Genomic DNA, 21,336 nt, shown 5'->3' on the forward strand with positions numbered 1-21,336 from the left:
CGGTCACGGCACCCCGAAGGACCTCAGGCAACGGAGAACAGCCACCGGAGGTTGGCGCTGCCGTCGTCGGACCACACCTTGAGCGGGGAGCCCGAGGGCACGCTCCCGCCGCCGTCGAGGACCAGCCCGCTCGCCCGGTTCGCGATCACGCAGACACCGCCGCCGGTGTCGGTGATCGACCACTGCTGGCTCGGCGCGCCGGTGTAGGCCGACTGCACGGGATTGCCGCCCGCGGTGGTCGCGCCCGAACCGTCGATCACCAGGCCGTCGGTGCGGTTGGTCAGCTTGACGAACCCGTCGCCGGCGTCCTCGATGCGGAACTGGAGGTTCGTGCTGCCGTCCGGGGTCCAGACCTTGAGCGGGCTGCCCGCCGCGACCGCGCCACCGCCGTCCACGGCCAGGCCGCTGGTGACGTTGACGATCCGGAACCACCGGGCGGGGTCGAACGTGACCCGCATCGAAACGATCGCGGACGCCCGCACGTCCGGCGTGGCCACGAGGAACCGGCTCGGAGTTCCGGTGAAGTTGTCAGCCGGGTAGCCGAGCGCCTCGTAACCGTCTCCGGGCCAGATCGCGGAAACGGGCTTCGGCAGGGCGGTCTTCAGCTGCGCGGCGGTGTAGCCGCCGACCGCCAGCGCCGCGCTCGCCCCGCCGTAGTTGCGGTCCGCGTACACGGTGGCCCCGGTCGCCGGTCCCACCGCCGGAATGGTGCCGGCGAACGTCAGCTTGAGCACGTAGGCGGGCGACTCGTAGGGCTTCGCCGGCAGCGTGACGTGCAGCGCGCTCGCGTCCTGGGTGTACTTCAGCGTGCCGGACGCGCCGAGCAGTTCGACGCGCCGCAGGCTGCTCAGGTCGATCCGCTTGCCGGACAGCGTGGTGAGCTCCGCCGTGGCCCCGGGCCAGGCCAGCACGGTCGCGTAGAGCACGCGGGCCGCCTTGTCGCGGGTGAACCGGAAGTCCTTGGCCGTGCCCACCTTCGGCGAGACGAACGAACCGCCGCCCATCTTGATGGGGCCCTCGCCGTAGACGTCCCAGACACGTGTCGAATAAATCGACTCGCCGACACGGCCGAGGTAGGTGCCGAAGCCGGCGAGCACCGCCCGCTGCTCGGCCGGGATGATGCCTTCGAGCGTCGGGGAGATGTTGAGCAGCATGGTGCCGCCCTTGCTGACCCGGTCGATCAGCGCGTGGATCATCTGCGTGCTCGAGTAGTAGCCGATGCCCCGGGTGTAGCTCCAGCTGCTGCTGCTGATCGCGTCGTCGGTGAGCCAGTACGGCGTCACGATGTCGGCCGGCCCGCCGCGCTCGTAGTCGGCGACCTCGCCGTTGGTGGTGAAGCCGTGGTCGAAGTGCTTGAACGTCGAGACGACGTCCTTGCCCCACTTTTCGGCCTGGTTGTAGTAGTAGGCCAGGAATTCGAGGCGCTGCTGCTCCGCCACCGCGCACGGGCCGCTGTTGATGCAGTAGCCGGGCGAGTTCAGCGAGAAGTCCTGCCAGAGGACGTCCGGCTGCGCGCGGTCGATCACTTCCTTGAGCTTGGCCAGCCACAGCGCGTCCTCGTCGGCGCGCGGGAGCTGGCCGTACAGCTTGCGCAGGCTCGGGGTGGGCTGCGGCGGCGCGAAGTCGTAGAAACCGTTGTAGTTGAACGCGTGGTGCATCGCGACCAGCAGCTTGAGCCCCTGCCCGCGGATCGCCTTGCCGAACAGGTCCAGCAGGTTCAGCCGCGGCCCGCGCGCCACCGAATTCCACTCGTTGACCTTGCTGTCCCACATCGAGAACCCGTCGTGGTGCTCGGCGACCGGGCCGGCGAACTTCGCCCCGGACGCCTTGACCACCCGCGCCCACTCCTCCGGGTCGAACCGCCCGCCCTGGGAAACCGGCTTCGGCGCGAACTGCACGGGGTTGCCGGCCACGTCGGTGCCGCCGTCGATGAACCGGTCGTAGCCCCACACCGCCGGGTCGCCGTAGGTCGCCTTGTGGTGCTTGTTCTCGCCGCTGTCCGGGATGTACATGTTCCGGCCGTACCACTCGCTGCCGAACTCCGGGGTGGTGAACGCGCCCCAGTGCCAGTAGATGCCGAACTTGGCGTCCTGGAACCATTCCGGCGCGGGTGGGTGCCGGTCGACCGACGGCCAGGTGGGCTGGTACGGCCGGCCGGGAGTGGCGGCGGCCGCCGGGCCGGCCAGTGCGGGCGGCACGGCCGCGGTGGCAAGCCCGGCGGCCGCGAGGGCACCGAACTGCCGGCGGGAGAACGGGTTCTGGGCAGGGGGCGTCATGGCACTCTCCAGAGGGTGATGGGGAGCTAGCGGGAAACCAATCGGCGCAGCAGATCCGGCGGCACCTCGCGGCGGAAGGCCTCCGCGTTCGCCCGCACCTGCTCGGCGCTCGTGGCACCGACCAGGACCGAGGTGACGGCGGGGTGCGCGGCGGCGAACGCGAGCGCGCACGCGGCCAGGTCGTACCCCGCGGAAGCGGCGACCTCGCGCATGCGCTGCGCGCGGGCCAGCAGGTCCTCCGGCGCCGGGGCGTAGTCGAACCAGGCGCCCGGCCGGGGGTCGATGAGCAGGCCGGAGTTGAACACCCCGCCGAGCACGACGTCGACCCCGCGCTCGCCGCAGAGGTCGAGCAGCCGCGCACCGCTGCGGTCGAGCAGTGTGTACCGGCCGGCGAGCAGGACGACGTCGACGTCGAGCCGTTCGACGAACCGGGTGGGCATCTCCCACTGGTTCATCCCGACACCGATCGCGGAGACCACGCCTTCGTCGCGCAGCCGGCGCAGTTCCGGCCACGCCTCGGAAGCGGCTTGCTCTTCGTGGTCGTCGGGATCGTGCAGGTAGACGATGTCGACGCGGTCGAGGCCCAGCCGCTCGAGGCTGCCTTCGAGCCCCCGGCGGACGGCGTCCGCGGAGAAGTCGAAGACGCAGCCGCCGTCGGTGAGCGTCCGGCCCACCTTCGTCGACACCGCGAACGAACCCGCGGGCAGCCGCGCCAGCGCCGGGCGGAGCCGGCGTTCGGCCAGCCCGAAGCCGTAGTAGGGCGCGGTGTCGAAGTACCGCACCCCGGCGCCGGCCGCCGCGGCGACGACCTCCGCGGCGGCCTCGTCGTCGACGTCGCCGAAGACGTTGCCCAGGCCCGCGGTGCCCAGGCCGAGGTCCGCCATCAGGTCTGCCGCTTGCCGCTGGTGATGCGGGACATCACCAGCGCGATGAGGATGATCGCGCCGTTGAGCGCGCCGATCCACTGGGCCGGCACCCCGGCCAGGGTCAGCACGTTCTGGATCATGTACAGCAGCAGGATGCCGGTGAAGGCACCGAAGAGCGTGCCCCGGCCACCGTTCAGGCTCACCCCGCCGATCACGGCGGCGGCGAACACCGTGAAGATGTAGCCGTTGCCCTGTGCCGCGGCCACCGAAGCGAGCCGCCCGGAAAGCAGCAGCCCGCCGAGCGCGGCCAGGACGCTGGCCCCGATCAGCACGATCCACACGATGCGGTCGGTCCGGATGCCCGCGGCCTTCGCCGCGTCCTCGTTGCCGCCGATCGCGTAGAGGCTGCGGCCGAACCGGGTGTAGCCCAGCAGCACGATCCCGCCGGCGAACAACAGGACGCAGATCCAGATCGACGCCGGGATCCCGGCCCACAACGTGGTGCCGAGGTAGAGCAGCGAATCGGGCAGGCCGAAGAAGGTCTGGCCGCCGGAGATCCCGGTCAGCAGGCCGCGCAGCACGATCAGCATGCCGAGGGTGACGACGAACCCGCTCAGCCCGAACCGGACGATCAGCAGGGCGTTGAGCGCCCCCACCACCACGCCGACCAGCAGCACCACCGGCACGGCGGTCCACGGCGGCAGCAGCCCGAGCGAATGGCCGCCGCCGATCGTCAGCCACGCCGCCACGCCCGGCGCGAGCCCGAAGGTCGATTCCAGCGACAGGTCCATCTTGCCGACGACCAGCACCATCGTCTGGGCGAGCACCAGCAGGGCGATCTCCGACATCGTCTGCAGGATGTTGATCACGTTGTCGTACTGGAGGAACACCGGGTTCACCAGCTGGCCGACGACGGCGATCGCGATGATCCCGGGCACCAGCGCGAAGTCGCGCAGCCGGGCCAGTGCGATGCGCCGGGGCGCGGGGCCGGATCCGGTCCGTGGCGGGGCGCCCACCGCGGCGGGGCTTTCAGGCATCGAGGTCGACTCCTTCCATGGCGGCCACGACCTCGCGGTCCGGCCAGCCTGCGGGGATTTCGGTGGTGAGCCGGCCGTGCACCACGACCAGCAGCCGGTCGCACAGGCGCAGGTCGTCCAGTTCGTCCGAGGCGATCAGCACCGCGGTGCCCGCCGCGGCGGCCTCCGCGACCTTGCCCTGGAGGAACTCCTTCGACCGCACGTCGACCCCGGCGGTGGGGGTGATCAGCACGAGCAGGCGGGGGTCGCCGGCCAGCGCCCGGGCCATGACGACCTTCTGCTGGTTGCCGCCGGACAGCGCGGACACCGGCAGCTCCGGGCCGGGAGTCTTCACCGCCAGCCGCGTGATCAGCTGCCCGGCGAGCCGGTCGCGCAGGCCCGACCGGACGAAGATGCCGGGCCCGAGCCGGTCCATGACGCTCATCGTGGAGTTGTCCGCAATGGACATCTCCGGCACGAAACCCTGGTGGTGGCGGTCTTCCGGGACGAAGCCCACCCCCGCGGCCAGCGCGGCCGGGACGTCGCCGGGCCGGGGGCGGGAGTCCCCGACGAAGACCGTGCCGGCGGTGGGCTTGCGCAACCCGGCCAGTGCCTCGGCGAGCTCGGCCTTGCCGCTGCCGCCCGACCCGGCCAGCCCGACGATCTCCCCGGGCGCGACGTCGAACGACACGTCCTCGAAGTACGGGGCGAGGCTCAGGTCGGCCACGCGCAGCACGGGTTCGGCGCCGTGGCGGGCCGACGACGTCCGCTCCTGGGCGATGACGGCGTTCTCCCCGGTCATCGCGGCCACGAGGTCGGCCTTCGGCAGCTCGGCGACCGGCGCGGTGAGGACGTGCCGGGCGTCCCGGTACACCGTCACCGTGTCGCAGATTTCGTACACCTCCTGGAGGTGGTGGCTGATGAACAGGAAGGTGACGCCCTGTCGCTGCAGCTCGGCGATGTGGCCGAACAGCCGGGTGATCGCGGCCCCGTCGAGCTGCGCGGTCGGTTCGTCGAGGATGACGAACCGGGCGCCGAACGACAGGGCCCGCGCGATCTCCACGAACTGCCGCTGCTCGACGCTCAGCTCCCGGGCCGGGCGGTGCACGTCGACGTCCACCGACCAGCGCTCGAGCAGCTCGGTGGCCGAGCGGCGCAGCGCGGCCCAGCGGACGAACCCGCCGCGGGTCTCCTGCCGGTTGAGGAACAGGTTCTCCGCCACCGACAGCTCGGGGATGATCGTCGACCGCTGGTACACGCACGCCACCCGGGACCGCCAGCCGTCCCGGTCGGCCAGGGCCGGGGCCGGTTCCCCGTCCAGCCGCACGGTTCCGGCGTCCGGCTCGGTCAGTCCGGTGAGGACGGACACCAGGGTCGACTTGCCGGCCCCGTTGCGGCCGACGAGCGCGTGCGTCTGTCCGGGTAGGACGGTCAGATCGGCGTGGTCCAGTGCGACCGTGGCGCCGTAGCGCTTGACCACCTGACGGGCCTCGACGACCGGCACGGTGTTCATGTTCGGTTCCTCTCCGGAAAGCGCCTCAGCTCTTGCTGTTGCCCCACAGGGACTGGTCGTCGACCTTGACGCTGCTCACCGGCCCGAACCTGGCGCCGTCCGCGGTGACCAGCGGCGCGGCCAGCTGGTCCTCCATCAGGCCGTCGCGGACCTGGATGATGGTGCTGTCGTGGTCGGTCTTGCCGGGGGCCGGCGTCTTGCCGGCGATCGCGTCCTTGACGTACTGCAGGGCGTACTTGGCGAACAGGTCCGCGGGCTGGGACACGGTCGCGTCCATCTCGCCGGCCCGGATCTTGGCGAGTTCCTCGGGGATGCCGTCGTTGGACACGATGAACACGTGCTTCGGGTCGCTCGCCGGGACCGCCAGGCCGCGCTGCTTCAGCAGCTGCAGCGTGCCGGCCAGGGCGAAGCTGGACTGCATGTAGACGCCCTTGATGTCCGGGTTCGCCGTCAGCCGGGTCTGCAGCTTCTGGGCCGCGGTGTTGGCGTCCCAGTTGGTGGCCTCGCCGAAGACCGTGATGCCCGGGAAGGTCTTCTTCATGCAGTCGTTGAAGGCTTCGGTGCGGTCGCGGCCGTTGATCGACGCCAGGTCGCCCTGCAGCATGACGACCTTGCCCTGGCCGCCGAGCTTGGTGCCGAGGAACTGGCAGGCCTTCTCGCCGTAGGCGCGGTTGTCGGCCCGCACGACCATGTAGACGTTGCCCTGGTCGGGCCGGGTGTCGACGGACACGACCGGGATCTTCTTGCTCGCGAGCTGCTGCAGCGTCGGGATGATCGCCGCGGTGTCCTGCGGGGCCATCACCACGCCCTTGACGCCTTGGCTGATCATCGTCTGCACGTTCGCCGTCAGGTTCGCGACGTCGTTCTGCGAGTTGGTGGTCTTGAGGTCGAGCCCGAACTGGCCGGCGAACTGGGGCACGTACTTGATGTAGGCGTTCCAGAAGTCGGTGTCCGAGCGCGGGTAGTCGACCCCCACGACGGTTTTGCCCCCCGAAGCGGCGGTCGAGCCGCCGCCGCTGCAGCCGGCCAGTGCGGCCGCGGACAGGACACCGGCTGTGACGACAGCGGCGGCGCGCAGGTGCTGGAACTTCATGACCTCTCCTCGTTGACAGGTTTCGGGCGGAGCCGCAGGCCGGACATCCCGCCGTCCACGGCGAGATCGGTGCCGGTGGTGGCGCCGGCGTCCGGGCCGGCCAGGTAGCAGATCGCCGCGGCGACCTCGTCGGCGGTGACGAGCCGCCCGGTGGGCTGGCGCGCGGCGAGCGCGGCCAGCTCGGCGTCGGGATCGTCGGCCGTGGCCAGCAGCCGGTCGATCCACGGGGTGTGCGCGGTGCCGGGATTCACGCAGCACACGCGGATCCCCTCGGCCAGGTGGTCGGCCGCCATCGCGCGGGTGAGCGCGAGGACCGCGCCCTTGGTGGCGCTGTAGAGCGCTCGTTGCGGCAGCCCGGCGGTGGCCGCGATCGAGCAGGTGTTCACGATCGCCGCGGCGGGCGACTCCCTCAGGTGCGGCAGGGCGGCCCGGCTCACCCGGACCATGCCCACCACGTTGACGTCGAACACGCGGTGCCACTCGGCGTCGTCGTTGTCCTCCACGGTTCCTTGCGCGCCGATCCCGGCGTTGTTGACCAGGACGTCCAGGCCGCCGAGGTGGTCCACCGCGGCGGCGACCGCGGCTCGCACCGAGTCGTCGTCCGAGACGTCGGCCCGCATCCCGGTCAGCGGTTCCTCGACCTTCTCGTTCAGGTCGAGGCAGACGACCTGTGCGCCCCGCCGGGCGAGCATCCGCGCGGTGGCGAGCCCGATCCCGGAGGCGCCGCCCGTCACGAGCGCCCGGAAGCCGTCGAACTCTCCGCCGCTCACGCGACCACCACCGCGTCCCGCTGCCAGACCGGTCCGTCGGGAAACCGGTATTGGGCCACGGATTCGGTGTGCAGCCGCGCCCCGAGGCCCGGCTCGACCGGGGCCAGGTAGCGGCCCCGCTCGATCCGCACCGGGTCGACGAAGTGCTCGTGCAGGTGGTCGACGTACTCGATGACGCGGTCGGTCTGGGTGCCGCTCACCGCGACGAAGTCGAACATCGACAGGTGCTGCACCATCTCGCACAGCCCGACCCCGCCGGCGTGCGGGCACACCGGGACGCCGAACTTCGCGGCCAGCAACAGGATCGCGATGTTCTCGGTCACCCCGGCGACGCGGCTCGCGTCGAGCTGGAGGACGTCGATCGCCTCGGCCTGCAGCAGCTGCTTGAACATCACGGCGTTGTGGGTGTGCTCGCCGGTGGCCACCTTGATCGGCGCGACCGCCCGGCGGATCGCCGCGTGGCCGAGCACGTCGTCGGGCGAGGTCGGCTCCTCGATCCAGTACGGGTCGAACTCGGACAGGGGGCGCAGCCATTCGATGGCCTGGCCGACGCCCCAGGCCTGGTTGGCGTCGATGGCGATCCGGATGTCCGGCCCGACGACGTCCCGGGCCAGCCGCAGCCGGCGGATGTCCTCGTCGAGGTCGGCGCCGACCTTGAGCTTGATCTGGGTGAACCCGTCCTCGACCGCCTCCTTCGCGAGCGCCGCCAGCTTTTCCGGCGAGTACCCGAGCCAGCCGGGAGTCGTGGTGTAGGCGGGAAAACCGGTTTCCAGGAGCTCGGCCTAGCGGGCCGCGCGGCCCGGTTCGGCGCGGCGGAGGATGTCGAGGGCTTCGTCGCGGGTCAGCGCGTCCCGCAAGTACCGGAAGTCGACCAGGTCGACCAGTTCCTCCGGCGGCAGTTCGGCCAGCAGCCGCCAGACCGGCTTGCCTTCGCGGCGGGCCCGCAGGTCCCAGGCCGCGTTGACGATCGCGGCGGCGGCCATGTGGATCGCGCCCTTGTCCGGGCCCAGCCACCGGAGCTGGCTGTCCCCGGTCAGCCGGCGGGAAAAGGCGCCGAGGTCGCCGAGCGCGTCGGCCACCGGCATCCCGGCGACCAGGGGCACCAGCGCCCGGACCGCGGCGACCTCGACGTCGTTGCCGCGGCCCACGGTGAAGGCGAGCCCGTAACCCTCGTCGCCGTCGCTCGTGCGGATCGTCACGTAGGCCGCCGAGTAGTCGGGTTCGGGGTTCATCGCGTCCGACCCGTCCAGGCTCAGCGAAGTCGGGAAGCGCACGTCCACGGCGTCGATCGCGCTGATCACTTCGGCCAACGGGGCCACCTCTCATTCGGCGCAGACAACATATGTATGGCTACGCGCTGACCCATGGATTGTCCAGAGTTGGTCCGTAACACGGCAATAACTTGGACGCAAAGTGATTATCCACTACTCAACGTGGTTTAACGTATGATGACTCGCTCTACCTTTGAAAGAGACATCATACGTCTGCTACGGTCCCGGCCATGCGCTTCCAACGCCTCGGCGACCGCGGCCACGAGATCCCCGTCGTCCTCGACGAAACCGGTGCGGCGCGGGACCTGCGGTCGCTGACCCCGGACATCGACGGCGCCTTCTTCACCGCCGGCGGCGTCGCGCGGGCGCGGGCGGCGCTGCGCGAAGGCACCCTGCCCGTCCTGGACGTCACCGGCTTGCGCGTCGGCGCGCCGGTGGCCCGGCCCGGCCTGCTCGCCTGCATCGGGCTGAACTACTCCGACCACGCGGCGGAAACCGGCGCGCAGCCGCCCGCCGAGCCGGTGGTGTTCCTCAAGGCCACCAACACGATCGTCGGCCCGGACGACACCGTGCTCATCCCGCGGACCAGCACCCGGACCGACTACGAGGTCGAACTCGCCGTGGTGCTCGGCGGCCGGGCGCGGTACCTCGCGACGCCGGAGGACGCCGACGCCGTCATCGCCGGGTACACGGTCTCGGACGACGTCAGCGAGCGCGACTTCCAGCACGAACGCGGCGGCCAGTGGACCAAGGGCAAGTCCTGCGAAACGTTCAACCCGCTCGGGCCGTGGCTGGTCACGCCGGACGAGGCCGGCGACCCGCAGGACCTCCGCCTGCGGCTGGCCGTCAACGGGCAGCCGCGCCAGGACGGCACCACGCGGAACATGCTCTTCGGGGTCCGGCACATCGTCTGGTACCTCAGCCAGTTCATGGTCCTCGAGCCGGGCGACGTCGTGAACACCGGCACGCCGGCCGGCGTTGCCTTCGGCGCCAACGACTTCCCCTATCTGTCCGAAGGGGACGAAGTGACGGTGGAGGTCGACGGCCTCGGCCGCCAGCACCACCGGATCGGCCGGGCGTGACCGGCCGGCGCGTCGACGCGCACCACCACCTGTGGCAGACCTCCGTCCGCCGCCACGCGTGGCTGGACGGCGACGAGACGGCCGCGATCCGGCGCGACTTCACCCCGGACGACCTGCGGGCGGCCGCCCTGGGGATCGACGCGACGGTGCTCGTCCAGGTCCTGCCGGACTTCGAGGAGTCGGTCGAGTTCCTCGCGACGGCGGCCGCGGAGCCGCTCATCGCCGGCGTGGTCGGCTGGATCGACCTCACCGGCTCGCCGTCGGAGGACCTCGACCGGCTGCGCTCGGCGCCGGGCGGCGAACTGCTGGCCGGCATCCGGCACCTCGTCCAGGCCGAGCCCGATCCCCGCTGGCTGGAACGGGAAGACGTGCTGGCCGGGCTCGCGGCGGTGCGCGACGCCGGGCTGGTGTACGACCTGCTCGTGCTGCCGCACCAGCTCCCGGCGGCCACCGCGGCGGTCCGGGCGCTGCCGGAGCTCACCTTCGTCCTCGACCACCTCGCGAAACCGCCGATCGCCTCCGGGCAGCTCGAGCCCTGGGCGACCGGACTCGCCACCTTGGCCAAGGAACCCAACGTCGTCGCCAAGCTGTCCGGCCTGGTGACGGAGGCCGGCCGGCCTTGGCGGGCCGAGGATCTGCGCCCGTACGCGGAAACCGCGCTCGCCGCGTTCGGCCCGGACCGGCTGATGCTCGGTTCCGACTGGCCGGTGTGCCTGCTCGCGGGGACGTACGCGGAAGTCATGGACGCCGCCGACAGCCTCCTGGCCGGGCTGACGCCGGCCGAACGCGACGCCGTCCGCGGCGGGACCGCGAGCCGCGTCTACGGGCTGGCGCCGTGACGGCCCGGACCGTCCGGCTCGCCTACGGCGAGACCGGTCTCGAGCTCGCCATCGACCCCGCGGTCACCACCGTGGTGACGCCGGTGCACCACCCGGTCACCGAACCCGCGGACGTGCCGCTGCGCCGGGCGTTGCGGGCACCGGTCGCCGGGCCGCCGCTGCGCGAGCGGGTGCGGCCGGGCCAGACGGTCGCGATCTCGGCGTGCGACGGAACCCGGCCCCAGCCGCGGGGACTGATGATCCCGGCGATCCTCGCCGAACTCGACGGCATCGTCCGGCTCGAAGACGTCGTCATCCTGGTCGCCACCGGCACCCACCGCGGCAACTCCGCCGCCGAGCTGCGCGCGATGTTCGGCGACGAGGTCGCCGACACCGTCCGGATCGTCAACCACGACGCCCGCGACCGCGCGAGCCTCACCTGGCTGGGGCGCCACGGCGACGACGTGCCGGTGTGGCTGAACAGCGAATGGGTGACCGCGGACGTGCGGATCACCACCGGGTTCGTCGAACCGCACTTCTTCGCCGGCTTTTCGGGCGGCCCCAAACTCGTCGCGCCCGGGCTGGCGGCCCTGGAGACCGTGCTGGTGCTGCACGACGCCCGCCGGATCGGGCACCGCGACGCCACCTGGGGGATCACCGAAGGCAATCCCGTGCACGACGACGTCCGCGCGATCGCCGCGGCCACCGGCGTCACCTTCGCCCTCGACGTCATCCTCAACCGCGACAAGGCCGTCATCGGGGCCTTCGGCGGCGATCTGCTCGCCATGCACGCGGCCGCGGTCCGCGCCGCCCGCGACGTCGCCATGCGGCCGGTGCCGGCGCCGTTCGACGTGGTGGTGACGACCAATTCCGGCTATCCCCTCGACCAGAACCTGTACCAGTCGGTCAAAGGGATGTCGGCGGCGCACCGGATCACCAAGCCGGGCGGCACGATCGTGTGCGCCGCGGAGTGCCGGGACGGGTTCCCCGACCACGGTTCCTACCGGGAGGTCCTCGCCTCGGCGAGCTCGCCGGCGGCTCTGCTCGCGGAGATCGCGGCCCGCCCGGTGACCGTGCCCGACCAGTGGCAGGTCCAGATCCAGGCGAAGATCCAGGACGACTGCCGGGTCGTCATGCACACCGGCGCGCTGACCGAGGCCGACCTCGCGACGGCGCACCTGACCCGGACCACCGACATCGCGGCCACCGTGGCCGAGGCCCTCGGCCGGGCCGGGCCGGGCGCGCGGGCCTGTGTCCTCCCCGAAGGTCCCCTGACGATCCCGTACGTCGCATGAGCACCGCCGACCTCGGTTTCGCGCGCGTCGACCTCGACCGCGAACACCGCCAAGGACTCCCGGAAGTCGTCTACGGGCCCGGGAAAACCCCCGCGCAGATCGCGGCCATCGTGCGGACGCTGCTCGCGCACAACACCGGGCCGGTGCTGGTCACCCGCGTCGACGCCGAGCCGGCTCGTGCGGTGCTGGCGGAGGTCCCCGGCGGCCGCTACGCCCCCGGCGCGCGGCTGCTGGCCTGGCGCCCGGCCCCGGCGACCGCCTTCACGGTCGCGGTGGCCGCGGCCGGGACGTCCGACGGCCCGGTCGCCGAGGAAGCCGCGGAAGTCGCCGCGGCCATCGGCCTCGCGGTGCGGACGGTCACCGACGTCGGAGTCGCCGGGATCCACCGGCTGCTGGCCGAGGCCGACCGGCTGCGCGAGGCCGACACGGTCATCGTCGTCGCGGGCATGGAGGGCGCGCTGGCTTCGGCCGTCGGCGGGCTGGTCGCCGGCCCGGTGATCGCCGTGCCCACCTCCACCGGGTACGGCGCGGGCCTCGAAGGCGTCACCGCGCTGCTGGCGATGCACGCCTCCTGCGCGGCCGGGATCACCGTCGTCAACATCGACTCCGGGTTCGGCGCCGCGATGGCCGCCTTCCGGCTCGCCCAGGTCCTGCGGAGGTCCCGGTGACGATCTGCGTGATCTCACCCTTCACCGGCCTCGCCGGGGACATGCTGCTGGCCGCCCTGGTCGACACCGGCGCGCCGCTCGAGCGCATCCGGGCCGCCGTCGCCTCCAGCGGGCTGACCGGGTGGGAGCTGCGCGTCCAGTCTCTGCTCACCCACGGGCTGACGGCGGGCCGCGCGCTCGTGGACGTCACCGACGAAGCCACCAGCCGTCCCGCGGCCGAGCTGATCGCCATGGCCGGGCGGATCGAGCCCGCGCCGGTCGCGGCCCGGGCGGTCGCCGCGTTGCGGGCGATCGCCGAGGTGGAAGGCAGGCTGCACGGGGAACCTCCCGAGCGCGTCCACCTCCACGAACTCGGCGGGCACGACACGCTCGTCGACGTCATCGGCGTCTGCGCCGCGCTGGACGCCCTGGAAGTGTCCACTGTGTACTGCGGGGCGCTCCCCCTCGGCACCGGCACCGTCCGCACCGCGCACGGCGTCCTCCCCTGTCCCGCCCCCGCGACCGCGGCGCTGCTGCAGGGCGCGCGGACGGTCGGGAGCGACCTGGTGGGCGAGACGGTCACGCCCACCGCGGCCGCGCTGCTGAAGGCCACCGGCGCCCGGTTCGAGCCGCCGCCGGAGTTCCGCCTGCTGGCCACCGGCTACGGCGCGGGCACCCGGACCCTGCCGGACCGGCCGAACATCGCCGTCGTGCACCTCGGCGAACCGGTGGACGCCGGGTACCGCACGCTGGTCGTGCTGGAAACGAACCTCGACGACGTCACCGGCGAAGTCCTCGGGCACGTCGTCGCCGAGCTGCTGGCGGCCGGCGCGCTCGACGCGTGGATCAGCCCGGTGACGATGAAGAAGGGCCGGCCGGCCCACGTCCTGCACGTGCTCGCCGAGCCGGAGCACGCCGCCCGGCTCGGGGCCGTGGTCCTCGCCGAAACCGGCAGTCTCGGCTTCCGCGAGTACCCGGTCCGCCGGACCGCACTGGAACGGGAGACCGAAACGGTCGACGTCCTCGGGATGCCGGTGCGGCGCAAGCGCGGGCCGCACGGCGCGAAACCCGAGCACGACGACGTCGTGGCCGCCGCACGCGAACTCGGCCTGCCGGCGCGCGTCGTCGCGACGATCGCCGCGGGGCGCTGATGGACTCCACGAGGCTCGTCACCTACCTTGCCGGTGCCGGCCGGCTCGCGGTGGCGTTCTCCGGCGGCTCCGACTCGGCGCTGGTGCTCGCGGCCGCCGTCCGCGCCCTCGGCCCGGCGGACGTGCTCGCGGTGACGGCGAACTCCGCGAGCCTGGCCGCGGTGGAACTGGCCGGCGCGCGGAAGATCGCGGCGGACCTCGGGGTCCGCCACCTCACCCCGCCGACCGGCGAGCTGGCCGAGCCGGGGTATGCGGCCAACGGGCGTCAGCGCTGCTACTTCTGCAAGACCACGGTGCTCACGACGATCGCGGAAGTGGCCGTCGCCCACGGGTTTCCGGCGCTGGCCACCGGCACGAACGCCGACGACGCCGCCGACCCGTTCCGGCCGGGCATCCGCGCGGGCGACGAACTCGGCGTGCACACCCCGCTGCGCACGCTCGGCCTGTCCAAAGAGGACGTCCGCGCCATCGCCCGGCGGTGGGGCCTGACCTGGGCGGACAAACCGGCCGCGCCCTGCCTGGCGAGCCGGGTCCGCTACGGCATCCCGATCACGACGGCCACGCTGGCCCGGATCGAACAGGCCGAAGCGGCGGTACGAGCATTCCTCGACGACCGCGGCCTGCGCTACCGCGACGTGCGGGTGCGCGACCTCGGCGGCACGGCCCGGATCGAACTCGACGCCACCGTGGCCGCCGGGCTCCACGACGATCCGCGGCTGCTCGACGCCGTGCGGGCACTCGGGTTCACCGACGCCGCCGTCGCGCCCTTCCGCTCCGGCGCCCTCAACCACGAACCGGGCTGACCTCCCGGACGCGGAACGCTCAGCGGTCGTTCGCCGCGCGGGTCGCTCGACCCGCCAGGCCGGCGAAAGCGGCCCGCAGCTCCGGCGGCCCGACCACTTCGATCTCGCAGTCGAACCGCAGCAGGCCGGCCGCGAGCGCCGCCCAGGACCAGGATCCGGTCAGCAGCCGGGTCCTGCCGGGGACGAGCTCCTCGACGATTCCGTCGCCGGCGAACGGTGCCACGTCGGCCGGGGGGCGGTCGAGGACCACTTCGCCGCGGCACGGCCAGACGTCGGCGGTGGCGGAACCCTTGAACCGGGCGGCGAGGAACGTCGCGACGTCACCGCCCGGTACCTCCCGCGGGGTGAACCGCGGCCCGTTCGGCACGCGCGGGCGCAGCCGGTCCACGCGGTAGGTCCGCCAATCCTCCCGGACGGCGTCCCAGCCGATCAGGTACCACCGTCCGTTCCGGACGACCAGGTGGTGCGGCTGCACCCGGCGCGGCGGCCGGGGCCCCGGGTCCGCCGACGGTGCCTCGTAGTCGAACCGCACTTCCTCGGTCGCCCGGATCGCCGAGCTCAGCGCGAGCAGGACGTCCGTGCCGACCTGGACCGCGGGACCGCCGGCCGCGGCGATCTCGAGCACGTCGACGCGCTGCCGCAGCCGCGACGGCATCACCTGGCGCACGGTGGCCAGCGCGCGCAGCGCGGCTTCCTCGATGCCCGCGCCGGTCCCGGCGGCGATCCGCAGCGCCACGGCGAGCGCGACCGCCTGTTCCTCGTCGAACAACAGGGGCGGCATCCGGCCCCCGGCTTCGAGCCGGTAGCCACCCTCCGGGCCCTTGACCGCCTGGACGGGATAGCCGAGCTCCCGGAGCCGGTCGACGTCCCGGCGCACGGTCCGGTCGCTGACGCCCAGCCGGTCGGCGAGCAGCGCGCCCGGCCAGTCCCGGCGCGCCTGCAGCAGGGACAGCAGCGAGAGCAGGCGACCCGAGGTCGCCGTCGAGGAAGCGACCGGCATGACTTCCATGGTGCCACGAGAAGCGGACGTTCCCTGGCCGCTACTGCTGCGATCGTGGCCTGGCCGCCGGAACCCCTCCGACGGCAGGAACCTCGAGAAGGACCGGAACCATGTCGCTCACCGCTGTCGCCCACCTCAACTTCACCGGCCAGGCCCGCGAGGCGCTCGCCTTCTACCAGTCGGTCTTCGGTGGCCAGGCCACGGTCGTCACCTACGGCGCCTTCGGGCTGCCCGCCGGGCTGCCCGACACGGACAAGGTGGTGTTCGGCCAGGTCACCGCGGACAACGGCTTCAGCGTGATGGCCTACGACGTCCCCGGCACCGACGGCCCGGCCACCCCGGCCGCGCCCAGCACCCACCGCGAAAACGGCACGACGATCACCCGGGAGCCGTTCTTCCTGTCCGTCCGCGGCGCCACCGTCGACGAGGTCTCGCCGGTGTGGAAGGGCCTCGCCGAGGGCGCGACCGTCATCGAAGAGTTCGGGCCCGCTCAGTGGGCCCCGGCGTTCGGCATGCTGACCGACCGCTTCGGCGTCACCTGGATCATCGACGTCGCGGCCGAGTACCGGGGCTGACGGGATCGGGCGGGGTGCGGCCGCGCACCCCGCTCCTCACCGCGACCGGAACGTCTTGCGGTACGCGCTCGGGCTGACCCGCACGGTCTGGGCGAACTGGACGCGGAAGTTGCTCGGCGACGGGAACCCGACCTGGCCGGCGATCCGGTCGATCGTGTGGTCGGTGAGCTCCAGCAGCTCCTGGGCGTGCCGGATGCGCACCCCGGTCAGCCACTGGATCGGGCTCTGCCCGGTCTCGGCGTGGAAGTGCCGGGTCAGCGTGCGGGTGCTCATGCCCGCCGCGTCGGCGATGTCGGCCAGGGTGAGCGGGCGGTGGGCGTTCTCCTCGATCCACGCGAGCGCCTTCTCCAGCGTCGCGGTCTGGTACGTCGGGCGGTTGCGGAGGATGTACTGGCCCTGGCCGCCGGTGCGCTGCAGCGGCGCGACGGCGAGCCGGGCGGCGTCGGCGGCGACCGCGGCGCCGTAGTCGCGCTCCACGATGTGCAGGCACATGTCCAGCCCCGCCGACGCGCCGGCGGAGGTCAGGATCTGGCCGTTGTCGACGTACAGCGCGTCCGGCTCGACCCGCACGGCCGGGTACCGGCGGGCCAGCTCGTCGGTGGCGAGCCAGTGCGTGGTCGCCCGCCGCCCGTCGAGCAGGCCGGCCTCGGCGAGGGTGAACGCGCCGACGCAGATCGAGGCGACCCGCGTTCCGCGCGCGACCGAGGCCCGCAGGAACTCGGCCACGCCGTCCGGGGTCGGCCGGTCCGGGTCGTTCCGCCCGGGGACGACGACGAGGTCGGCGTGGGCGACCTCGTCGAGCCCCACCTCGACGGCGAGCCGCAGCGGGCCGGCGTCGACCACCGGCTCCGGCCCGGCGACGACGATCCGGTACCCGCCGCGGCCGTCCGGCAGCCGGACCCGCCCGAGCGTCTCGATCGGCGTGGCCAGATCGAAGGCGATCACATCGTCGAGGGCCAGCACCGCCACCGTGTACATGCCGCAAAACTACGCCGCCGGCCCGGTGGCCGGATACCGGCGTCCCGTACTGATCTGGTCAACCCAGGCTGACGTCCATCGAGCGGGCCGGGATCGCGTCCAGCGCCGCCAGCGTCTCGCCGTCGAGTTCGATGTCCGCGGTGGCGAGGTTGGCTTCGAGGTGCGCCGCGCTCGCGGTGCCGGGGATGAGGTGGACGTTCGGGGCGCGGTGCAGCAGCCAGGCCAGGCCGACCTGCGCCGGGGTGTGGCCGAGGGCCTGCGCGGCGGCCCGGACCGCGGGCTCGTCGGTCACCTTCGGCATCCCGGGGAAGTCGCCGCCCAGCGGGAAGAACGGCACCCAGGCGATGCCCTCCGCGAGACACAGCTCGAGCAGGTCGTCGTCGGCACGGCCGACGAGGCTGTAGGCGTTCTGCACGCAGGCGATCCCCGCCGGGAGCGCCCGGCGCAGGACGTCGAGGGTGACGGCGCTGAGCCCGATCGCGCCGATCTTGCCCTCCTCGCGCAGGGCGGTCAGCACCGCGAGCTGGTCGTCGAGGTCGACGAGCTGCTCTCCCTCGGCCAGCACGCCGGGCCGCTGGTCCGCGCGGCGCAGGTTGACCAGCGGGAGCCGGTCGGCCCCGAGCGCCCGCAGGTTGTCCTCGACGCTCGCGCGCAGCTCTTCGGGCCGTTGCGCCAGGCGGAGCGGGATCGGGGCGCCGGGGTCGGGGTCGGCGCCGACCTTGGTCGCGACCAGGAGGTCCTCGCCGGACCGGAGGACGTCGCGGATGACTCCGTTGACGAAGCCGTTGCCGTAGAACTGCGCGGTGTCGACGTGGTCGACGCCGAGCTCGACCGCGCGGCGCAGGAGGGCGACGGCCGCGGCGCGGTCGTCGTGCAGGCGCTCGAGCTGCATCGCGCCGTAGCCGACGCGGGAGACGGTGCGGCCGGCGAGCGCGGCTCGTGCGGTGGATGGCATGGGGATCCCCGTCCTTGTGCGATGATGGCAAAGCGGAGGAGCCTCCGCTCGAGCCGACCGTAGCACAACCGGAGGTGCCTCCGCTTTGCCTTCGCCCGAACCCTCCCTCCCCCTGCGCTCGGACGCGCGCCGCAACCGGGACAAACTCGTCGCGGTGGCGCGCGCCGCGTTCGCCACCGCCGACGGCCCCGTCGCGCTCGAAGCCGTCGCCCGCGAGGCCGGCGTCGGGATCGGCACGCTCTACCGGCATTTCCCGACCCGCGAGGCGCTCGTCGAAGCCGTCTACGCGGCGGAACTCGACGACGTCACCGGAAACGCGGCGGCCCTGCTCGCCGAACTCCCGCCGGAGCAGGCCCTCCGAGCGTGGATGGACCGCTACGCGGCGTTCGTGGCGACCAAGCGCGGAATGGGGGACGTCCTCCGCGCGAGCGTGGCGTCGGGCCGCATCGCGACGCCCACGACGCGGCGGCGCATCACCGCCGCGATCGGGGCGATCCTCGACGCCGGCGCCGAGGCGGGCACGCTGCGCGCCGCCGACCCGGAGGACGTGACCCTGCTCCTGCTGGGCGTTTTCCTGTCCACTGTGGACGAGCGCGATCCCGGGCGGACCGGCCGGATGCTCGACCTGATCCTCGACGCACTGCGCCGGTGATCAGGACGCGGAAACGGAATAGCTGTTCGAAGTGAAGTTCAACCCGCCGGAAGACGACGTGATTTCGAACCCGAACTGGACTTCGCCGAGGGTCACGTCGCCGAACCAGCCGCGGGCCTTGATCCAGTTCAGGACCGCGAGGACGTCGACGGTACCGGCGTCGGTGTTCGACGTGCGCAGGAACGAGAACACCGCGTTCGACCCGTTCGATCCCTTGTAGACGTCCCAGGTGTGCCCGCCGACGCTCACCGTCGTCTGCTTGCTGCCCAGCGGGCCGACCGCGCCCTGCTTGTTGACCCACAACATGATTTCGTAGGCGTTGTTGTTCGCCCAGATGTCATAGGCGGTCTCGTAGGCGCCGCTGCCTGGGCGGTTCACGCTGAAACTGCTGGAAACCTGCCGCAAGGAGCTGAGCGTCCGGCCGACGTTCTTCGCCGAGTGCGGGTACGACTTGATGCCGCCGGTGTTCGGGTGGTTCGCCCAGACTCCCCAGTTGCTGAAGGAATTCGCCCAGATCGTCTGGGGACCGGCGCCACTGCCCCAGACGTCGTTGCGGACGGTGTACCCACCGTTGGACCAGGTCGCCCACTTGTCCGAAGACGACCAGGCGGCCGCTTCGGCCACTCCGGCGGTGGTCGCCACCACGGCGGCCGCGGTCAGCGAGACGAACAGGGAACGCACGACGTTGTGCATGGGAATCGTCCTTTACCGGTGATCGAACGGGAGGCCTTTATGACTATTACAGGCCACTTGTCCACCGGTCAAGATTCTGTCCGTGATTTGCCGACGTGCCACCCACCCGAACAATGGCATCGATGATTTCAATGGGAGCCGGTTGTCGATTTGGTCGAATAGACCGCCGTATTACCCGGACTGCGCGAGCCGGTGTTCGGCGTCGCCGGCGAGCACGAGGTAGGCGGCGGCGGTCCACGTGTAGGCGCGGTCGCGCAGGCCGTCGCCGGTCAGCGCGTCGAAGTTCTCGGCGAACCCGGACTTTTCGCACACCGCGCGGAACCGGGTGCTGACGCGGTCGGCGAGTTCGGTCGCGCCGGCGCGGCGGAGGCCGTCTTCGATCAGCACGGTGACGGGCGCCCACACCGGCCCGCGCCAGTAGCCGTCCGGCTCGTAGAACGCGGACTCCGGCCGCTCGGTCGCGAGGCCGACGCCGGTGAGGTGCGCCTCCAGCCCGGCCACGACCCTGTCCCGGACCTCCGGCGGCAGGTGCTCGCCGAGCACGATCGGCATCAGGTCCAGCAGGCTCGCCCCGGCGTGCACCGCCCCGGTCGCGGCCGAGCGGCTGACGAACTTCGTGCCGTCCCACAGCTCGCCGAGCAGCGCCGCCAGCATGGTGTCCGCTTCGGCGTCCCACCGGGCAGCCGCATCGGGATCGCCCTCCCCGGCGGCGAGCACGGCCAGTTCCTTCAGCTGCAGCACCAGGAACGCGGCGAGGTCGGGTGTCTGCACGAGCCGCCGTTCGGCGAACGGCGTCGCGTTGTCCCAGCCGCTGTCGTTGCCGTGCTCGTAGTGGGCGAGCGGCCCGCCGGGCACGCGGCGGTGCTCGAGCCAGAAGGTCGTCCACGCCGCCAGCTGCCGGTAGGCGAGCCCGGTTTCGGGCAGGCCACCGGGAAGGCGGCCGCGCAGGCGGCCCAGGGCCCAGCCGTGGATGGGCGGTTTGACGAAGTTGCGCAGCACCTCGGCGTGGGTGATCGAGTCGGGCAGCGCGCCCCGGGCGTCCTGGTGGTCGAAGACGACCTGGACCTGGTCCCAGGCCAGCTCCGGCCGGCCCGCCGCCAGCGCGAGCGCGTTGAAGCAGTGGTCCCAGCTCCACACCTTGTCCATCCAGTGCTTCGACATCAGCACGGCCGGGCGGCCGACGAACCCGGCCGGGGCCACGATGGCCGACCAGAGCACGTAACAGGCGAGCTCGGCCGCCGGCGTGCGCTCGCCGCGCCACGGCGCGACCGCGTCGGCGAAGGTGGTGAACCCGGTCCGGGCGGCCGCGACCACGTCGTCGAACGCCGGTGCCGGCGAGTACGGCTCGCGGGCGCCGGGGAGTTCCTCGATCGCCACCTCCCAGGCGTCTCCGCTCACCACGACGGCCCGCTCGGCCGTGCCGAGCGCTTCGGCGCCGACGTGCCGCACCTGTCCGGAAAGGACGGTGACGCGGTAGCGGTGGCCGGTTTCGTAGGAGGTGAACACGGCCGAGCCGCCGACCGGATCGGCGAAGAAGTAGGTGCCGGTGAACGGGGTCAGCGTGGGCTCCGCCGCGCGGATCCGCAAGGCCAGGCCGCGCCCGGCGATCCGGAGCGCGTCCGGCGCCGCGAACGCCGCCGTGATCCGTTCCTCGCCGGCTCCCCAGGTGAGCGCGGACGGCGTCGCGGCGGCCGAGACGGCCGCCCGCTCGCCGTCGCGTTCGGGGACCAGCGCCAGCACGGCGTGCATGCCGTGGCGGTGGGACACCAGGTGCAGGTCGTCGGCGTAGGTGGCCTGGGCCACCACCGGGGAGACGTCGAACCACGATCCCGGGTAGCTGAACGGAATTTCCCGCAGCGAAAATTCGCCCGTGGGCACAGGG

19 protein-coding genes and 1 pseudogene are annotated in these 21,336 nt (G+C 72.6%); 8 read left to right on the top strand and 12 right to left on the bottom strand.

What is annotated here, in order from left to right; all coding sequences use genetic code 11:
- Nucleotides 1-23 precede the first annotated feature (23 nt).
- The 7 genes and pseudogenes from C2L58_RS16830 to C2L58_RS16860 all read right to left on the bottom strand — a co-directional run bounded on the left by C2L58_RS16830 (nt 24) and on the right by C2L58_RS16860 (nt 8,853).
- Nucleotides 24-2,276 (bottom strand): alpha-L-fucosidase, encoded by a 2,253-nt coding sequence (locus C2L58_RS16830; protein ID WP_103338528.1) that lies wholly within the window; start codon nt 2,274-2,276, stop codon nt 24-26.
- Nucleotides 2,277-2,302: 26 nt separating this feature from the next.
- Nucleotides 2,303-3,160 (bottom strand): aldo/keto reductase, encoded by an 858-nt coding sequence (locus C2L58_RS16835; RefSeq protein ID WP_103338529.1) that lies wholly within the window; start codon nt 3,158-3,160, stop codon nt 2,303-2,305.
- Nucleotides 3,160-4,179: an ABC transporter permease gene (locus C2L58_RS16840; protein ID WP_103338530.1), complete on the bottom strand. Its 1,020-nt coding sequence runs from the start codon at nt 4,177-4,179 to the stop codon at nt 3,160-3,162. The genes C2L58_RS16835 and C2L58_RS16840 overlap by 1 nt, the downstream gene beginning before the upstream one ends.
- The gene (locus C2L58_RS16845) at nt 4,172-5,671 is read right to left on the bottom strand and encodes a sugar ABC transporter ATP-binding protein (RefSeq protein ID WP_103338531.1); all 1,500 of its coding nucleotides are present in this window, start codon (nt 5,669-5,671) and stop codon (nt 4,172-4,174) included. The genes C2L58_RS16840 and C2L58_RS16845 overlap by 8 nt, the downstream gene beginning before the upstream one ends.
- A gap of 25 nt (nt 5,672-5,696) precedes the next feature.
- Nucleotides 5,697-6,764 carry a sugar ABC transporter substrate-binding protein gene (locus tag C2L58_RS16850; RefSeq protein WP_103338532.1) on the bottom strand — a complete coding sequence of 356 codons (1,068 nt, stop codon included), beginning with the start codon at nt 6,762-6,764 and terminating at the stop codon, nt 5,697-5,699.
- Nucleotides 6,761-7,534, bottom strand: coding sequence for an SDR family NAD(P)-dependent oxidoreductase (locus C2L58_RS16855; RefSeq protein ID WP_103338533.1), 774 nt, complete (start codon nt 7,532-7,534; stop codon nt 6,761-6,763). The genes C2L58_RS16850 and C2L58_RS16855 overlap by 4 nt, the downstream gene beginning before the upstream one ends.
- Nucleotides 7,531-8,853, bottom strand: a pseudogene (locus C2L58_RS16860) (enolase C-terminal domain-like protein). Before C2L58_RS16860 ends, C2L58_RS16855 begins: the two are co-directional and overlap by 4 nt.
- 182 nt (nt 8,854-9,035) lie before the next feature.
- Between C2L58_RS16860 and C2L58_RS16865 the strand changes: the two are divergent.
- From C2L58_RS16865 to larE, 6 genes are read left to right on the top strand one after another with little or no spacing between them, the layout of a single operon-like run.
- Nucleotides 9,036-9,887, top strand: coding sequence for a fumarylacetoacetate hydrolase family protein (locus C2L58_RS16865; protein WP_103338534.1), 852 nt, complete (start codon nt 9,036-9,038; stop codon nt 9,885-9,887).
- Nucleotides 9,884-10,726: an amidohydrolase family protein gene (locus tag C2L58_RS16870; protein WP_103338535.1), complete on the top strand. Its 843-nt coding sequence runs from the start codon at nt 9,884-9,886 to the stop codon at nt 10,724-10,726. The genes C2L58_RS16865 and C2L58_RS16870 overlap by 4 nt, the downstream gene beginning before the upstream one ends.
- A complete protein-coding gene (gene larA / locus C2L58_RS16875) occupies nt 10,723-12,000 on the top strand; it encodes a nickel-dependent lactate racemase (RefSeq protein ID WP_103338536.1) in 1,278 nt (425 codons plus the stop codon). The genes C2L58_RS16870 and larA overlap by 4 nt, the downstream gene beginning before the upstream one ends.
- Entirely contained in the window at nt 11,997-12,668 is a 672-nt protein-coding gene (gene larB, locus C2L58_RS16880; RefSeq protein ID WP_103338537.1) for a nickel pincer cofactor biosynthesis protein LarB, read from the top strand. The genes larA and larB overlap by 4 nt, the downstream gene beginning before the upstream one ends.
- Nucleotides 12,665-13,798, top strand: coding sequence for a nickel pincer cofactor biosynthesis protein LarC (gene larC, locus C2L58_RS16885; protein ID WP_103338538.1), 1,134 nt, complete (start codon nt 12,665-12,667; stop codon nt 13,796-13,798). Before larB ends, larC begins: the two co-directional genes overlap by 4 nt.
- Complete coding sequence (larE, locus tag C2L58_RS16890) at nt 13,798-14,601, top strand: ATP-dependent sacrificial sulfur transferase LarE (protein WP_103338539.1); 804 nt, start codon at nt 13,798-13,800, stop codon at nt 14,599-14,601. The genes larC and larE overlap by 1 nt, the downstream gene beginning before the upstream one ends.
- A 19-nt stretch (nt 14,602-14,620) precedes the next feature.
- Here larE and C2L58_RS16895 read toward each other — a convergent pair whose 3' ends face one another.
- Complete coding sequence (locus C2L58_RS16895) at nt 14,621-15,601, bottom strand: helix-turn-helix transcriptional regulator (RefSeq protein WP_103338551.1); 981 nt, start codon at nt 15,599-15,601, stop codon at nt 14,621-14,623.
- Between the two features lie 110 nt (nt 15,602-15,711).
- Here C2L58_RS16895 and C2L58_RS16900 point away from each other — a divergent pair, with 110 nt between their 5' ends.
- On the top strand, nt 15,712-16,176 hold the full coding sequence (locus tag C2L58_RS16900) for a VOC family protein (RefSeq protein WP_103338540.1): 465 nt from the start codon (nt 15,712-15,714) through the stop codon (nt 16,174-16,176).
- 36 nt (nt 16,177-16,212) lie between these two features.
- Here C2L58_RS16900 and C2L58_RS16905 read toward each other — a convergent pair whose 3' ends face one another.
- Both C2L58_RS16905 and C2L58_RS16910 read right to left on the bottom strand, forming a co-directional pair.
- Nucleotides 16,213-17,154, bottom strand: coding sequence for a GlxA family transcriptional regulator (locus tag C2L58_RS16905; protein ID WP_103338541.1), 942 nt, complete (start codon nt 17,152-17,154; stop codon nt 16,213-16,215).
- 58 nt (nt 17,155-17,212) lie between these two features.
- Nucleotides 17,213-18,109 (bottom strand): aldo/keto reductase, encoded by an 897-nt coding sequence (locus C2L58_RS16910; protein WP_103338542.1) that lies wholly within the window; start codon nt 18,107-18,109, stop codon nt 17,213-17,215.
- An 85-nt stretch (nt 18,110-18,194) separates the two neighbouring features.
- Here C2L58_RS16910 and C2L58_RS16915 point away from each other — a divergent pair, with 85 nt between their 5' ends.
- Entirely contained in the window at nt 18,195-18,761 is a 567-nt protein-coding gene (locus C2L58_RS16915) for a TetR/AcrR family transcriptional regulator (RefSeq protein ID WP_103338543.1), read from the top strand.
- Here the strand turns inward: C2L58_RS16915 and C2L58_RS16920 are convergent, their stop codons facing one another.
- Together C2L58_RS16920 and C2L58_RS16925 are read right to left on the bottom strand one after the other, a co-directional pair.
- Nucleotides 18,762-19,454: a glycoside hydrolase family 12 protein gene (locus C2L58_RS16920; protein WP_103338544.1), complete on the bottom strand. Its 693-nt coding sequence runs from the start codon at nt 19,452-19,454 to the stop codon at nt 18,762-18,764. It abuts the gene before it with no gap.
- A gap of 171 nt (nt 19,455-19,625) precedes the next feature.
- Nucleotides 19,626-21,332 carry an amylo-alpha-1,6-glucosidase gene (locus C2L58_RS16925; RefSeq protein ID WP_103338545.1) on the bottom strand — a complete coding sequence of 569 codons (1,707 nt, stop codon included), beginning with the start codon at nt 21,330-21,332 and terminating at the stop codon, nt 19,626-19,628.
- Between the last annotated feature and the right edge of the window lie 4 nt (nt 21,333-21,336).

Origin of the sequence: Amycolatopsis sp. CA-126428 (genome assembly GCF_002904335.1) — a bacterium.
Lineage (GTDB): Bacteria > Actinomycetota > Actinomycetes > Mycobacteriales > Pseudonocardiaceae > Amycolatopsis.